General features: G+C 36.9%; 13 protein-coding genes. 9 read left to right on the forward strand and 4 right to left on the reverse strand.

The features are described from left to right. The 6 genes from ACEYOS_RS01495 to ACEYOS_RS01520 all read left to right on the forward strand — a co-directional run. Window positions 1–166 (forward strand): acyl carrier protein (locus ACEYOS_RS01495; protein ID WP_373781591.1); only part of this gene is annotated, 166 nt, incomplete at its 5' end. A gap of 25 nt (window positions 167–191) precedes the next feature. Next, window positions 192–1,436, forward strand: coding sequence for a beta-ketoacyl-ACP synthase II (gene fabF, locus ACEYOS_RS01500; protein WP_373709092.1), 1,245 nt, complete (start codon window positions 192–194; stop codon window positions 1,434–1,436). A gap of 12 nt (window positions 1,437–1,448) precedes the next feature. Next, the gene (gene rnc / locus ACEYOS_RS01505; RefSeq protein WP_373709091.1) at window positions 1,449–2,213 is read left to right on the forward strand and encodes a ribonuclease III; all 765 of its coding nucleotides are present in this window, start codon (window positions 1,449–1,451) and stop codon (window positions 2,211–2,213) included. Continuing rightward, the gene (locus ACEYOS_RS01510) at window positions 2,188–2,658 is read left to right on the forward strand and encodes an IPExxxVDY family protein (protein WP_373709090.1); all 471 of its coding nucleotides are present in this window, start codon (window positions 2,188–2,190) and stop codon (window positions 2,656–2,658) included. Before rnc ends, ACEYOS_RS01510 begins: the two co-directional genes overlap by 26 nt. Further along, window positions 2,651–4,096 (forward strand): pyruvate kinase, encoded by a 1,446-nt coding sequence (gene pyk, locus ACEYOS_RS01515; protein WP_373709089.1) that lies wholly within the window; start codon window positions 2,651–2,653, stop codon window positions 4,094–4,096. Before ACEYOS_RS01510 ends, pyk begins: the two co-directional genes overlap by 8 nt. 274 nt (window positions 4,097–4,370) lie before the next feature. Beyond that, complete coding sequence (locus ACEYOS_RS01520) at window positions 4,371–5,573, forward strand: hypothetical protein (protein ID WP_373709088.1); 1,203 nt, start codon at window positions 4,371–4,373, stop codon at window positions 5,571–5,573. A gap of 68 nt (window positions 5,574–5,641) precedes the next feature. Here the strand turns inward: ACEYOS_RS01520 and groL are convergent, their stop codons facing one another. Beyond that, a complete protein-coding gene (gene groL, locus ACEYOS_RS01525; protein WP_373709087.1) occupies window positions 5,642–7,264 on the reverse strand; it encodes a chaperonin GroEL in 1,623 nt (540 codons plus the stop codon). Between the two features lie 89 nt (window positions 7,265–7,353). Then, window positions 7,354–7,632, reverse strand: a complete 279-nt coding sequence (groES, locus tag ACEYOS_RS01530; RefSeq protein ID WP_373709899.1) for a co-chaperone GroES — start codon at window positions 7,630–7,632, stop codon at window positions 7,354–7,356. A gap of 289 nt (window positions 7,633–7,921) precedes the next feature. Here groES and ACEYOS_RS01535 point away from each other — a divergent pair, with 289 nt between their 5' ends. Together ACEYOS_RS01535 and ACEYOS_RS01540 are read left to right on the forward strand one after the other, a co-directional pair. After that, a complete protein-coding gene (locus ACEYOS_RS01535; protein ID WP_373709900.1) occupies window positions 7,922–10,321 on the forward strand; it encodes a DUF4347 domain-containing protein in 2,400 nt (799 codons plus the stop codon). A 3-nt stretch (window positions 10,322–10,324) separates the two neighbouring features. Beyond that, on the forward strand, window positions 10,325–10,822 hold the full coding sequence (locus ACEYOS_RS01540; RefSeq protein ID WP_373709901.1) for a hypothetical protein: 498 nt from the start codon (window positions 10,325–10,327) through the stop codon (window positions 10,820–10,822). A 326-nt stretch (window positions 10,823–11,148) separates the two neighbouring features. On the opposite strand, the gene ACEYOS_RS01545 is transcribed toward ACEYOS_RS01540, so the two are convergent. Next, window positions 11,149–13,515 carry a M1 family metallopeptidase gene (locus ACEYOS_RS01545; protein ID WP_373709902.1) on the reverse strand — a complete coding sequence of 789 codons (2,367 nt, stop codon included), beginning with the start codon at window positions 13,513–13,515 and terminating at the stop codon, window positions 11,149–11,151. 191 nt (window positions 13,516–13,706) lie between these two features. Beyond that, complete coding sequence (locus tag ACEYOS_RS01550; protein WP_373709903.1) at window positions 13,707–14,279, reverse strand: HupE/UreJ family protein; 573 nt, start codon at window positions 14,277–14,279, stop codon at window positions 13,707–13,709. A 236-nt stretch (window positions 14,280–14,515) separates the two neighbouring features. Between ACEYOS_RS01550 and ACEYOS_RS01555 the strand changes: the two genes are divergently transcribed. Next, on the forward strand, window positions 14,516–17,111 hold a 2,596-nt coding region (locus ACEYOS_RS01555; protein WP_373797481.1), incomplete at its 3' end, for a S8 family serine peptidase.

Here is a 17,111-nt window from a genome sequence, read left to right on the forward strand (position 1 = left end):
AGAAGCTAGCTTTACTAACGATTTAGGAGCTGATTCTTTGGATACTGTAGAATTAATCATGGAATTCGAAAAAGAATTTAACATTCAAATCCCTGATGATCAAGCAGAAAAGATCACTACGGTAGGACACGCTATTGCTTATATTGAAGAAGTAGTAAACAAATAGTATTCTATCAACAAAGAAAAAATTTATGGAATTAAAAAGAGTAGTGGTAACTGGATTTGGCGCGATTACGCCAGTTGGAAAAAACGCTAAAGAATTCTGGGAAAGCCTTGTAAAAGGTGAGAGCGGAGCTGCTCCTATTACTCTTTTTGATGCCACAAAATTCAAAACCAAATTCGCGTGCGAAGTGAAAAACTTCGATCCGTTAGAACATTTCGATAAGAAAGAATCTAAAAAGATGGACCGTAACACGCAATTAGGTCTCGTTGCTGCAAGAGAAGCCGTAGAACACTCCGGAATCATTGCAGACAATGTAGATAAAAATCGCGTGGGCGTAATTTGGGGTTCTGGCATTGGTGGTTTAGAAACATTTGAAAAAGAAGTTTTGGGTTGGGCGAATACAGATATTCCAAGATTCAATCCTTTCTTTATTCCAAAAATGATTGTAGATATCACTCCAGGACATATTTCTATAGAATACGGATTCCACGGACCTAACTACGCAACCGTTTCAGCTTGTGCATCTTCTGCCAACGCAATGATCGATTCCAAAATGCTTATCCAATTAGGAAAAGCAGATGTGATTGTTTGTGGTGGCTCAGAAGCAGCAGTAACTGCAAGTGGTGTTGGTGGGTTTAACGCCATGATGGCACTTTCTACCAGAAATGATGATCCAACAACTGCCTCAAGACCATTTGACAAAGACAGAGATGGATTTGTTTTAGGTGAAGGAGCAGGTTGTATTATTTTGGAAGAATATGAGCATGCGGTAAAACGTGGAGCAACAATTTACGCTGAATTAAAAGGAGGTGGAATGAGTGCAGATGCTTATCACATGACAGCACCGCATCCTGAAGGTTTAGGCGCTTATCTCGTAATGAAAAACTGTCTAGAAGACGCAGGAATTACTGCCGATGAAGTAGATCACATCAATATGCATGGGACCTCTACTCCATTGGGAGACATTGCAGAATCTAACGCAATTTCAAGATTATTGGGAGAGCATGCTTTCGACATTCAGATCAATTCTACCAAATCAATGACCGGTCACTTATTGGGTGCAGCGGGAGTTGTTGAGGCGATCGCAGCGATACACACCATTATTCACGACATCGTTCCTCCAACCATCAATCATTTTACTGATGATGAAAAGATCGACAGCAGATTGAATTTCACATTTAATCACGCTGTTAAAAAGACTGTGAATGTAGCGATGAGTAATACTTTCGGTTTCGGCGGCCATAACGCCTGTGTACTCTTTACCAAAATTTAAGACCATAATTCTATGGAGTTAAAGAAGTACATTTCTAAATTCCTAGCCAAAAGAAAAAAGAATCTATCGGAGAAAGACTATTATTTCAGCAACGAAATAACCAAAATTACGGGTTGTTCCGTTCAGGATATTAATCTGTACCGTGAAGCATTTTCTTTAAAAACTTCATCGAAACATACGAAATCAAAAAACTACGAACGACTTGAGTTCTTGGGAGATTCTGTGTTGGGAACTATTATTTCCTGCCATCTTTTTGCGACTTATCCGGACGCCAATGAAGGATATCTTACGCAGATGAAGTCAAAAATTGTTAATAGAAAGAACCTCAATAAATTAGGAACTGAACTTTCTTTAACTAAGTTTTTACAAAACGAGTCTAAAACAGCACTCAGTGAAAATTTAGCTGGAAATCTTTTTGAAGCACTAGTTGGAGCCATATATTTGGATCAAGATTATGATACGTGCCGAAAAATTATTTTGGAACGCCTACTTACTCCAAAGGCAATTAACCAGCTGGAAAATAAAATCATCAGCTACAAGAGCCTGCTTTTAGAATGGAGTCAAAAGAAAAAAGTGATCATCAAGTATGAGACTTTAGAAGAAATACAAGCTCATAAAAACATGGTTTTTAGAACGCATGTTTGGCTGAATGATGAAAAAATTTCTAACGCTACAGAAATTTCTAAGAAAAAGTCAGAAGAAAAAGCAGCACAGAGAGCTTTCTATATTTTAAATAAAAAACAAAGCATTCTTGAAAACCCAAAAGTTCACCCTTGAGATTGATGAAGACGATGACCTCACATTAGGATTAGTTCGTCTGATAAAAGATGTTCCGGATTACGAACTTTTTCACCATTTCAATATGCTCAATCCATTCAAGTTTAATAGGATTGCAGATTTAGTTTATCATGGAAAATATTATGACTATTATTTTCCGAGATTTGAGGCTTTTCATCACGATACGCAAATTTGTATTCACTTTATTGCCAACCAGTCAAGCGAAAGTTTTCAAAAGAAAATTACCACAGAACTATTTAATAAAGAAGGAGATACGAAATATTTACTCGACCATTTCCCTGATGTTAATTACCTTATAAAAACTTCTGAGCCATTTGTTGATTTTTCAGTAATTTTGCTCCCTGAAAATCTTGTGTTTCAAATCCAGGATTTCGAACTAAGCCCTATCGAGGAGCTTTATCAATTAATTCAATATTATGAATAGATATTTAAAAAAAACAAAAATCATTGCAACCCTAGGTCCAGCATCTTCTGATAAAGAAACGATGACCCAACTTGTTCTTGCGGGTGTAGATATTTTTAGAATAAATTTTTCTCATGCTGATTACGATATCGTAAGAAAAAATGTAGAAACAATCCGTGAAATCAATCAGGAATTAGGACAGTCTGTAGGAATCTTAGGAGATCTACAAGGTCCTAAACTACGTGTTGGAGTTGTAAAAGAAGGATCTTACTTGAATCCCGGAGATATCCTAACCTTTACCAACGAAAAAATAGAAGGAGATTCTAAACGCGTTTACATGACGTATCAGAAATTTCCGCAAGATGTAAAAGTAGGCGAAACCATTATGATCGATGATGGTAAATTGGTTTTACAGGTAACTGAAACCAATAATGTAGATACGGTAAGAGCCAAGACCATTCAAGGTGGACCGTTGAGTTCGAAGAAAGGAGTAAATCTTCCCAATACTAATGTTTCTCTTCCGGCTTTAACAGAAAAGGACGTTGAGGATGCCAACTTCATTTTGGATCTTGAATTAGACTGGATCGCTTTGTCGTTTGTTCGTCACGCACAGGATATTATTGATCTAAAGGAAATTATTAAAAATCATCCAACCAATAAACAGAAAACACCGATCATTGCGAAAATCGAAAAGCCAGAAGGAGTCAAAAATATTGACGAAATCCTTATGGAATGCGATGGATTAATGGTTGCCCGTGGAGATCTGGGTGTAGAAGTTCCAATGGAAGAAGTTCCGGCGATTCAGAAAAATTTGGTTGAGAAAGCGCGTAAATATTCCAAACCGGTAATTATCGCTACCCAAATGATGGAGACGATGATTACGAGTCTAACGCCAACCAGAGCGGAAGTTAACGATGTTGCGAACTCTGTGCTCGATGGCGCTGATGCCGTAATGCTTTCAGGTGAAACTTCAGTAGGCCGTTATCCTGTAGATGTGGTGAAAAACATGTCTAAGATTATTAAAAATATTGAACAAACCCATTTTTACAGAACCAAGAATTCTCCGATAGAACATGATTTCGATTGTATCGATGAACGTTTTATTACGAAAAGAATTTGTCTTGCTGCCGTAAGAATTGCTAAAACTACCAATGTAGAAGCAATTGTAACCCTGACTTATTCAGGTTATACTGCTTTTCAAATTTCGGCGCACCGACCGAATTCTAATATTATTGTCTTCAGTTCTAACAAGCGTGTTATTACGATGTTGAATCTACTTTGGGGCGTTCGTGCATTTTATTATGACATGCAAAAATCAACGGACGAAACAATTATCCAGGTAAATATGTTAGCACATACTCATGGCTATGTGCAACAAGGTGACTTTGTATTGAACCTCAACGCTACACCAGCATATGAAGATGGTAAAACGAATACTTTGAGATTAACGACCATCTAATCGAATCAAATCATAAATAAAAATGCGTTCCTTTGGAGCGTATTTTTTTGTGGACTGTCGTAAATAGTTATTGCTGATAAAGTGCTTTAGTGAAATTTACCGATCTGCAAATTTTTGAATAAAAAAAGGCGAATAAATAAATTTATTCGCCTTCCTAAAATATTACTTTTATCATTCGTGTTGGTACAAAAATACGTTTAAAATCTATTCAAAATTAGTACAACTTTGTACAGTTTATTTAACTAAATAATCCTTAATTTAGTTTCAAGAGAAAATGGTGAATACAGAGAAAAGAATTATCAATGAATTGCGCACTGCGGTTTCAAATAAATTGGGTAAAGATATTCTTTCATCTGCTCATTGTGACGACCTTGCCAACGAAATTAATAAAATAGGAGTCATCATTAATCCTCAAACCTTTCGAAGATTTTTTGGTTTGATCAAGAATAGTGGTAAATTTCATATTCATACTTTAGATACCTTAGCGCAATACTGTGGTTTTATTGACTTCAAAAATTTCAGTAAAAGCCTGACAGAAAACGAACTTGATCTATTTTTAGGAACCGACGATTCGAGTGATCAAGAATTTAATTATTGGCAGTTAAGTGAAAATCTATGTCGAAAAATTATAGACTCACCATCAGCACTAGCAAGTGTGCATCATCAGTTACTCAAGTATCCGTTAGCCCGAAAGTTTTTCATGGAACATCACCCGATGAGAGATTTGGCTGGAACGGTTTACGCCCAATACTTTCAAGACTACCTGAAATATGAACAATCTAATGAAGCCAGATTATTCGCTTATGGTTTTTTATATATGGGCTCCTTCCTTACTGAAAATAGGGAGTTCATGGAGATCTATTTTCAAAAGATAAAAGACACAGAACTTAGTCCCGAAGTTTATGTTTTACCAGGAGCCAGAAAATTCGGGGTGATGCTGTTACATTTTTGGTTAAAGAAGGACGATCAAAGTTTCGATAAATTGTACAAAGAAATGCTTGAAGCAAGAATCACGTACAAAGAAATTTCTGAAAAGTCGGTTTGCAGTTTTGAGTATGTCATTCTGGAACATTTGATCTATACCGACAAAACTGACGAGATGAAATTTTTGATTGAAAACAATACGCAGCAATTATACAGTGACCGAGAATTTGTGCCTCAAGACCGGAAAGAAAACCACGAAGTATGCTGGAATATTATGTGCGCCGTTGCTTATTTAAAAAGCGAAGATTATAATAAGTGCCAAGATTATCTTGACAAAGTTCGTCTGGAAAGTCTTTCTTTAGGTTGGAAAAAATATTATTCGATTCTTTATCATTTTGTAAAATTTGCCTTTCCGGATAACAAAGAACGAATTAAAATAAATACGAAATTAACTCAGCTAATCGATGAAACCTATTTTACTTACTACGCTAAAATATTACATCAGCTTCAAAATGAAAACTTGGAAAGCGAAAGATTAAAAACTAGATTTTAAAAAAAATAATCCGCTCAAAAAATTGAACGGATTATTTACTATATAATTTAAACCTTATCGGTTTTTTATTACATCATTCCTGGCATACCGCCGCCCATTGGCATTGCTGGTTCTGCACTTTTCACTTCCGTGATCACACATTCTGTAGTTAACAACATTCCTGCTACAGACGCTGCGTTTTCTAGAGCAACACGAACTACTTTCGTAGGATCAATAATTCCTGCTTCGAACATATTAACGTATTCGTCAGTTTTTGCGTTGAATCCGAAATCTGCTTCTCCTTCAGCAACTTTCGCAACGATCACAGAACCTTCTCCACCTGCATTCTCAACAATTTGTCTCAACGGCTCTTCGATGGCTCTTTTTACGATTTTGATTCCTGTAGTTTCATCTTGATTTTCACCTTCAAAGTTCAAAGCATCGATGCTTCTAACCAAAGCTACTCCACCACCAGCAACAATACCTTCTTCAACAGCTGCTCTTGTAGCGTGAAGTGCATCATCAACTCTGTCTTTTTTCTCTTTCATTTCAACTTCAGATGCAGCTCCTACATAAAGTACAGCAACACCACCAGCTAACTTAGCCAATCTCTCTTGAAGTTTTTCTTTATCATAATCAGAAGTAGTTGTTTCCATCTGCGCTTTGATCTGATTTACTCTACCTTTAATTAAAGCTTCGTCACCTCCACCGTTTACCAAAGTTGTATTGTCTTTATCGATTACCACTTTTTCAGCAGTACCCAACATTTCAATGGTTGCGTTTTCCATAGTGAAACCTCTTTCCTCAGAAATAACGGTTCCTCCTGTTAAGATTGCGATATCTTCTAACATTGCTTTTCTTCTGTCTCCAAAACCTGGAGCTTTCACAGCAGCAATTTTTAATGAACCTCTTAATTTATTAACCACTAAAGTAGCTAAAGCTTCTCCTTCAACTTCTTCAGAAATAATTAGTAATGCTTTTCCTGCCTGAGCAACTGGCTCTAAAATAGGAAGCAAATCTTTCATTGAAGAGATTTTTTTCTCCACTAAAAGAATATAAGGATTTTCTAATTCCGTCACCATTTTCTCTGGATTAGTAACGAAATAAGGCGACTGATATCCTCTGTCAAACTGCATTCCTTCAACCACATCTACTGTAGTATCAGTTCCTTTTGCTTCTTCAACAGTGATTACTCCTTCTTTACCAACTTTACCAAAAGCTTCAGCGATTAGTGTTCCGATGTTATCATCGTTGTTTGCAGAAATTGAAGCAACCTGCTTGATTTTTTCTGAAGAATCCCCAACTTTCTGAGATTGAGCCTGAAGATTTTTAACAACCGCAGTTACTGCTTTTTCAATTCCTCTTTTCAAATCCATTGGGTTAGCACCGGCTGCAACGTTTTTCAAACCTTCGCGAACGATTGCCTGAGCTAAAACGGTTGCTGTAGTTGTTCCGTCTCCAGCGATGTCATTGGTTCTAGAAGCAACTTCTTTAACCATTTGAGCACCCATATTTTCTACTCTGTCTTCTAATTCTATTTCTTTCGCAACAGAAACTCCGTCTTTGGTTACGTGTGGTGCACCGAAAGATTTTTCGATTACTACGTTTCTACCTTTTGGACCTAAAGTTACTTTTACTGCGTTCGCCAATGCATCAACACCTCTTTTCAAAGCGTCTCTTGATTCAATATCGAATTTTATTTCTTTTGCCATTTTTATCTGTATTAATGTAATTTAGAAATTACTTTATTGTTATTAATTAAATTTTTAATGCGGGATGATCTTGTAAGTTTTACAAAAATCTATCCGATAATTCCTAATAGGTCGCTTTCTTTTACGATAAGATAATCTTTCCCATCTAACTTCAATTCGGATCCAGAATATTTTCCGTAAAGTACTTTGTCACCTACTTTTACCGTAGTTGGTTCGTCTTTTTTTCCTGGTCCTGCAGCCACTACAATTCCTTCCTGTGGTTTTTCTTTCGCGGTGTCTGGGATAATAATTCCTGATGCGGTCGTAGTTTCAGCAGCTGTTGGCTCAATAAGAACGCGGTCTGCTAATGGTTTAAAATTTACTGACATATTATTTTTGTTTTAATTATTAATTACTGCAGTGATTTTGTCTAAAAGAGTGCCAACCAAAATTTATGGAAAATCTGTCACGACCTGCATAAGATTGTGTAAAAAATGGCAGATATAAGTTAATTATAATCATGAAGAGCAATAAAAAAACATTTTTGAACTATTCATAAAGATAATCGCATTTACTCTGTGAATAAATTAGTGTTTTTTGTAATTTTAACGAAAAAAAAATAATTATTCTACATTTTGTTTTACATATATTTGCACTGAATTAAAATCAACAAACACAATGACGAAAAAGTCTTTATTCTTTTTGGCAATACTTTGTCAATTAATGCTTTATGCAAATAACAAAACAACAAAGTCTATCTACATCGATTCTGCTATCTCAGAATTATCAGTTTCTGCTGAAAACTCAAATCTTAATACTTACCATTTATTCAGTCACGGCCAACCTGGCGAATTATTTATAGACGATCATTGGATGAATGTCGCTGAGATTGCTGAAAAATTTAAAACTGAATTACAAGGCAAAAAAGAACTTTATATCTACGGATGTAATTTCGGTGAAGGAAAAAAAGGACGGGAAGCAATTGAGTATCTTGAAAAAATTCTAAACATTTCTGTCTCTGCTTCTAATAATGTAACAGGAATTGATGGTGACTGGATTTTAGAGATTGGTGATGGAAAAAACGCACTAAAAAAAATCAGTTATAAAGGAAATTTACAACTAGATAACATCCACTACTTAAACCCTGTGGTTTATAGTGTTTATTCTTTAGCCTCAACGATTGGTGAAGAATACATATATCTTTCAACTCCAGAAACTGCTAATATAACAGTTCAGATGAATTACCCAAGTGGTGCTGGAGCTCCAAGAGTTTCTGTTACAAATCTAACTTCTAATTCAGTTTCATACGTAACTTCTGGTTCACTTACTTTCAACAATGCAAATCCGATCAGATTACAATTTGTAAATGCATCGAATGCAGTAATTGGACCAGGAAACACACCTACAACTATACCGTACAATAAAGCAGGAACAATTTTAGATGCGTCAACCGCCGGACTTGTTTTTAAGTCTACAAATAAGTTTTATGTTAATTACCGTGGAAGATCAACTCCGCAAGCTGGATCGGTCATGACTAAGGGCAATGCAGCTTTAGGAAAAGAATTCCGTTGGGGTGGTTCTCCTGTAGAATATGCGACTACTGTTGTAGAAGTAGGAAATGCACTTTCTATAATGGCTACTAAAGACAATACAACAGTTATCATTTCAAACATTAAACCCGGGACTAAATTTAGAGACGGTCCTGCAGGAACAACAACTCTAAATGGTCCTAGCATTACGAGGATTTTAAATAAAGGACAATCTTTTATTCTATATGCTCCCGTAGAGTTTAATATGGGATCAAGTTCACAAAATACAGGTTGGCTTGGTGCCAAAGTGACTTCAAATGAAGATGTGAGTGTGATCGTAGGTGGATTACTGCAACAAGGAGGAGTAGCAAACAATCGTGACATCGGTTTGGATCAACTCGTACCTGTTAATCAGTTAGGTTTGGAACATATAGTGATGAAAGGTAATGGAACAAGTACAGATGAAAAGATAATCGTTGTTGCCGCTGTAGATAATACAGTAGTCTATTTAAATAACACAACAGCTCCATTTGCAACTTTGTCTTTAGCAGGTCAATACGTTTTAATTCCTGGTTCAAATTTTAATGCCTCCAACAATATTTTCGTAAGGGTGACTCAGCCCGCGTATGTTTTCCATAAAATTTATGGGAGTACAGCAAACCAAACAAACAGCTTAATGTTCATACCTCCTGTTAACTGTTTTGGACAGAAAGAAGTAAATTTAATACCTGATGTCAGTAAAATTGGATCAACTTCTTACACAGGAACTCAACTAGTGGTTTTAGCAGCCGCTGGAACAGCGAATATCCCAGTTGCTACTTTGGGAGGCACACCGTTAACTGCTACCGCTGGAACAGTTACAGGAAATTCAAACTGGTTAAGTTACCGGTACGCTATAAGCGGCAGTGGTAATGTAAAGGTTTCATCTAATTCAGCTATACAAGCGCAAGTGTTTGGTGCAAGTTCAGATGCAGGTTTTGGAGGTTACTACTCTGGCTTTGGAACAACACCGACAGCCAGTGTCAGCATCAGTACTCCTTATGGTTCACCATGTATCGGACGCAGTATACTAACCGTTACAACTTCTGAAGCAGGAACGTATCAGTGGTATAAAGATGATGTTGCAATTTCAGGGGCAACCGCTTCAACTTACGAGCTCATCGGCGCCGCTAATGCTACAAGCGCGAGATATTATGTAATCGTTACCTACCCCGGTGGATGTACCATTCGATCTAACGAGTTGACTAGCGAGGTTTGCCCATGTCCAAAACCTGGAGCAACAGGAACACCTGATTCATTTACTGATTTAGGTATAAGTACTAGAGACATCAGATCTACTCCGAATTGGCCAAAAGATATTCCTAATGGTTTTATAACTATGGAATCTAATAATAAAGGATTTGTAATTACCAGAATGGAAAGTCCAGAAACGGTAATTCCAGCATCTGTTGCTACAGCCGGAATGCTTGTTTATGACACGCTTCAGGACTGCTTAAAACTTTTTAATGGAACTTCTTGGAAGTGTATAAAACAAACTTGTAACGACTAAATGATGAAAAAAATAATCTTCGCTATCCTAATTTCAAATTTAAGTTTTGCACAAGTAGCAATTGGCAAAACAAGCGTAACTCCTAATGCTATTTTAGAATTTCCTATCTCTACTACAAATACGAAAGGTATTATTTTACCTAATGTAGAAAATACATCAAACATGACCAACGTAACACCTGGAACTATTGTCTTTGATCGCGCCACTTCAAAAATAAAATATAATGATGGATTTTGGAAAGAACTAAGTGACTTTACGGGAGTTTCACCTATATTAATACCAGGTGCAGATTTACCAAATGCTAAAGTAATTATTGGCAATCAAAACACAACAGCAGACGGTGTACTTGTTCTCGACGCAACTAACAAAGCACTGATTTTGCCACATATTAAGAATCCTACCGCGAATGTAAAATCACCTGTAGCTGGAATGATGTGTTACGATCCAGATAAAATGATGATGTGTGTTTACAATGGGAAAGAATGGTTTTATTGGAAATAATATTACTGTTACTGTAATTGATAAGTACTTAAAATTAAGTATAGGCCATAGAACAAGAATAATAAACCAAAGCAATCTTTTGCTTTGGTTTATATTTTATAATATTGTTGGCCATTTATTTTTAAAAAATTTGCACTTAGATTGAAAAAACAACAATTGCTACTATAAACCTTCATATACTCTTTCAGAAAGGCGACTTACACAACCAAGATTTATTCATTGTTGCTTACATTCTATTTTATTATCCGCATTTCAGAAAATAATAACAGAAAAAAGCTGTTTCAATATATTTGAAACAGCTTTTTTATGATTAGAAGACGATGTCCTTATTTCTTACCAGCAGCTTGCATCGGGTTTATTTTTCCGTTTGCGGCTCCTCTTGCAGCAGCGCCATGTTTTTGTTTGAAGACTTGAAACTTAGAAGCTGATTCTGCAATTTCTCCCCAGAAATTATTAGAAGTATCGATATCAGCAGTTTCCAGCATTGGATCCAGTTGAACTGATTTTAATTTTTTATCAAAATAGTAAGTCTTAGAAACTTTTTGTTCATTCTTTCTCCAGATCTGCGCTGACGACTTATCATTTAATTTTGTTCCGTCTTCGAACGTAAATTCTAAAATAATCGGCATTACCAAACCTCCTTTATTAACGAAGTCAATTTGATAAGCGTAGGTGTTTTCTAATTTTGATTTTTCTTTCTGAGGAACTTTTTCAAAATCATCCATCTTGATTTTGTACTCTTTATTCTGATCTACTTTTTCCTGACCACGGTTGTAGCGCCAGTAGAAGTCTTGAGTTTCTTTATCTTTATCCGTGTAGAAAGTAATCGTTTTATCTTCTCTATTGATGATTTTCGATTTATCCTCGAAAGCATTCTGCAAAGGCGGATCAATTTTATAGCTTATCTCGCGTGCGACTGGATTAGCGTCTAGATCTGGTCTTACTGCAATTACTCTATCAATTGCAATATCGACAGGATCGATACTATAAAACCAACCTCTCCAAAACCAATCTAAATTTTCGGCACTTGCATCATTCATCGTTCTGAAGAAATCTGCAGGTTCAGGATGTTTGAAGGCCCATCTTTTTGAATACGTTTTAAAAGCTTTATCAAAGAGTTCTCGGCCCACAATAGTTTCGCGCAAAATATTTAAACCGGTAGCGGGTTTTGAATAAGCATTCGGACCAAATTGAATAATATTTTCAGAATTCGTCATGATCGGCTCCAACTGTTCTTTGGGCAATTTCATATAATCAACAATCGTATGTGCGGGACCTCGGCGAGATGGGAATTTATTATCCCATTTTTCTTCCGTTAAATATTCTACAAAAGTGTTTAAACCTTCGTCCATCCAGGACCATTGTCTTTCATCAGAATTAATGATCATCGGGAAAAAGTTATGTCCAACCTCGTGAATGATTACGCCAATCATGCCGTTTTTAATTCCTTCGGAATAGGTTCCATCTTTTTCAGTTCGTCCGAAGTTGAAACAGATCATCGGATATTCCATTCCATTCGCTGCTTCGATAGATTGGGCAACTGGATAAGGATAGGGAATCGTATATTCTGAATACGTTAAGATCGTATGAGCAATAACTTTGGTTGAAAATTTACGGTAAAGATTGTAGGCTTCTTTCGGATATAGACTCATCGCCATCACCTCATTTTTATTTTCGGGAATGATCACTTTCATGCCGTCCCAAACAAATTTACGGGAAGAAGTCCAGGCAAAATCACGAACATTATCTGCTTCAAATTTCCAGATCTTTCTTTCTTTTGATTTCGATTTCTCTGCTTTTTTCGCTTCCGCTAACGTTACAATTTCGATTGGCTCTTTGGCAGTTTGCGCTTGTTTCCATCTCGCTAATTGAGCAGGCGTTAATACCTGTTCAAAGTTTTTTCCAGATCCTGTGGATGCTACGATGTGATCTGCCGGTACATTCATCGAAACTTTGAAATCACCGAAAGCTAAAGCAAATTCTCCGCGACCGGTAAACTGATTATGCTGCCAACCTTTGAAATCGCTGTAAACGCACATTCTTGGATACCATTGCGTAATCGTATATAAATCGTTTCCATCTTCTGGAAAGAATTCGTAACCGCCACGGCCACCCATTCTAATTCGATCTGGAATATTATAATTCCAATCTATTTTGAAAGTGAACTTCTCTCCTTTTTTTAAAACCGTCGGAAGATCAATACGCATCATAGTTTTATTCACCACATAAGACAAAGATTTTCCCGAAGCATCGGTCACTTTTTCTAAATTGACGCCGTACCCGTTATTTTTAGTTGGCAGATCTGTTACTTTTAAATCATCAGAATTCATCTGTCTTGGTAGAAATGATCCTTCATCATAACCCGCATTTTTCACTGAAGACTGTTCGTTTTCATCGAGTTGTAACCATAAATATTCTAGATCATCAGGTGAGTTATTATAATAAGTGATGGTTTCTGAACCTTTTAAATTTCTTTTATCTTCATCCAAATATGCAGTGATATCATAATCTGCACGGTTTTGCCAATATCCTTGTCCAGGCGCACCAGAACCGGTTCGGTAATAATTGGGCGTGGGAAGAATTGTTCCCAACTGTTCGAATTTGTTGCCGTGATTGCTCTTTGGATTATTTTGAATGTCTTGTCCGAAAACAAAGACGGAACACAAAAGAAAGGTTAGAATATTAAATTTCATTGTAATAAGAGTATGATAGGTGAAGTTTCAAATTTAATTAATTTAATCTGGATGTGGGGATTTTTTTCTATTAAATGAATTGGATGATAATAAATGCCTTGCGCCCCGGCTTGAACGGAGCTCTTTTTGCGACGAGGAACGAGGAACAAAAAAGCGGGAGTGGAAGACGGAAAAAGGCGCCCAAATAAAAATTAAATCCGCTCTAGAATCATTTGAGCAGATAGGATAATTGCGATCACTGATATACCGATAATCCAGTATTTTTGCTGGAATTTCAGGAATTTTGACAACAGATACAACAAAGCCATCACTAAAAGTACAACCGTGATCTGCCCCAATTCTAAACCGATATTAAAACCCAAAAGAGGAACCGCGATGTTTTGTTCAGATGCCATCGTCATTCTTGCAATATTGGCAAAACCCATCCCATGAATTAAACCAAAAACCAGAGCCAAAACATAATTAATTCGCATGAGCTTTTTCTGATTTTCACGAAACAGAATATTATCGACCGCGGTAAGCATAATAGTAATAGGGATCAAAGTTTCTACCAGATCAGAAGGCAATCGAAAGACATCTAAAACACTTAAGGCAAGCGTAACTGAATGTCCGATGGTAAAAGCCGTAATTAAGATCAAGATTTTGCGCCAGTCTTTATAAAAATAAACAGCAACTAAGACCAAAATAAACAACTGATGATCAAGGGCATCCCAAGAAATAATATGTTCCCAACCAAGTTTTAAATAGAATAAGAAATCTTGCATGAATTTTTTTGGTAAACATAAAACACTTGATGCAAAAAATCAAGGATTTTAAGGATTTTTCATAGAAAAACGATCATCCTTCCAGATTATATACTTTTATTTAAATTCACTTGTAATCGATTAAATAATTCAATAGTTTTGGGCCACTTAAAATAATCTCATTAAACATGAAAAGAAACTTACTTTTTTCAAGGAAAAGTTTTATTACAACTCCTTTACAATTCACTCTTCGGCAGATGAAGAACCTCTTCACTCTGTTATTATTATTCTCTTTTGGAATCTTCTTTGGGCAATATCAAAAAATAGATTTCAAATTTGAAACGCTTATTAAAGAAAGCAAAAATGCAGCTCTGACGACAGAGAAGCTAACCAGTTTAGCGACGAATTTGCAATTAGACCAACATACGGTGGTTACTTCGAAAGGCGCACAAACGATGTATTCTTGTATCGTTTACACCAACAATCCGGAGCATTTAAAATCTCGTGGAATATTGGTGCAAAGTACGTTACCGAAATTCGTGACCGCTTTGGTAACGATTGCGGATTTAGAAAAAATGGTTCAAATGAAAGAGGTTATCTCTATCATCGCTCCAGAATTTGATGAAGTAAATAATGACGTAAGCAGAATGCAGTCGGGTGCCACTTTATTGCAATCGGGTGCCTTAAATAATACAAGCTATACCGGAGAAGGAGTCTTGGTTGGTATTTATGATTCCGGAATCGATTGGAAACACCCTGGTTTTAGAGACCTTAATGACCCAACTAAAAGTAGAATTGTTAGTATTTGGGATCAAACCTTAACTAAAACAGGTTCTGAGGTTAGTCCGGCTGGATTTTCTAAAGGCGTTGAATATACCAAAGCTCACATTGATGACGAACTTGACGGAACACCTGCCAATTTTGTTAGAGAAAAAGACATTAGCGGTCACGGAACGCACGTTGCCGGAACTGTCACTGGAAATGGAGCTGGCATGACTGGCAATAGACATCAGGGATTTGCACCCAATGCTGGAATCGTAATTGTAAAAGGTGGCGACGGTTCTTTCCCACAGACCAACACGATTGATGCAGTTACTTATTTCCAAAATGTAGCGACCGCACTTAACAAACCAATCGTCGTAAATATGAGTATTGGTGGACAAACCACGGCACACGACGGCAGCGGCCCACACGAAATGGCTATTGATGCTTTTACGACCTCTGGTCCCGGTAGAGTAATGGTGATATCCGCTGGAAATGATTACGGAAAGAACGTTCACAGAAAAGTAGACATTGCACCGACAGAAACAGGAACTTTCAGCCTAAGTGCGGGAAGCAATACCAGTAGTTCCGTGTTTTCTATCTACATGTACGGTGATAACGATAATGATGTAATAGCAAAATTAACCACTCCGGATGGCAATGAATATCTTTCTCCTCCCGGAGCTACTACTTCCCATTCCATTCTTAACAATAAATTTACTGCAATCGTTTATAACTGGGTTTCTTCGGTAAATCTAAAGAGATATGTTCAGGTAGTCATCAGCAGAAATAGCGGAACTACTGAAAACAGCCAGGGACTTTATAAGATCGACCTGCAAAATACAGGATCAGATTCTATGTTAGTTCACGGTTGGAAAGTGAGCGAAGGTGTTGCCACTACATTAATAGATGGCGATAATCAATATATTGTAGGATCACCTGGGAACGCCACAACTGCAGTTACCGTAGCTTCTTATTTAGGAAGATTGACTTCTTACAAAATGAATCCAACGCCAGGCGGATATGTTATTAATAGTACTGAGGCAGAAACCATTTCTGGATTTAGCGCACAGGGACCAAGAGCAGATGGTTTTCAAAAACCAGATATTACCGCTTCTGGACAATCCGTTGTTTCGGCCATGTCTTCTGACGCAATGTTAGCAGCGACTTCTTCTGATAATATTGATGGAACATATTACCGAAAAAACCAGGGTACAAGTATGTCATCTCCGGGTGTCGCCGGCGCGATCGCTTTACTTTTACAGGCAAACCCTAATTTAACTGCGGCAGAAGTAAAAACAAAACTAACTGCAAATGCACGTCAGGATGCTGCAACCAGCACCACTCCTAATACAAGATGGGGTTTTGGTAAACTGGATATTTATAAAACAGTGGCAGATGAGATTGGATGTCAAACTTCTGAGACTGAAACGATTGGTTATGATGAGCAGTTTTATCTAAACACTCAGGATAGCAACGTAACTTCTACGGGATATCTATTTGCCGTAAAATATACTCCAACGATCACAGGTAAATTTGGATCAGTCAACTTCTACACAGGATCTGGAGCGCCTGGTGACATTCCTGTTACCTTTCAAATCAGAAAAGTAGAAGATGGCAAACCAGGAGCAGTACTTGCTACAAAAACAATCAATTCTTTGCTGAATGATGTTCAGAGAAGTGCCTGGAATTCAATTGATTTTACTTCTTTTGGAGTTCCCGTAACTTCTGGTGAAGATTTCTTTGTAACGATCGATGCTTCAGCTGGAGCAATGTCTTTAAGAAGAGAAAGCATCAGTTTAGATAATAGAAGTACTTATTCTACTGATAATGGAATTACATGGAACGAGTCACCAAGTGATTTTAGAATCAGAGCGATGGTTTATGAAAACCTACCACAGATCAAGCAGTTAGCAACCCAAAATGAAGCGGTTACTTTTGAAGTGGCAGACGGTAAAAACTATGTTACGACGAATTGTAATTTAGTTGGTATGGTAGAAAGAACTTCTACTTCCAATATGACTGGAACAGTTACAGCAAAAGTTTGGTTGGCTAATCCAGAATCAACTTATGTTGCAAGGAGGTATGAAA

The sequence above is a fragment of the Kaistella sp. genome (assembly GCF_041824135.1).
GTDB lineage: Bacteria > Bacteroidota > Bacteroidia > Flavobacteriales > Weeksellaceae > Kaistella.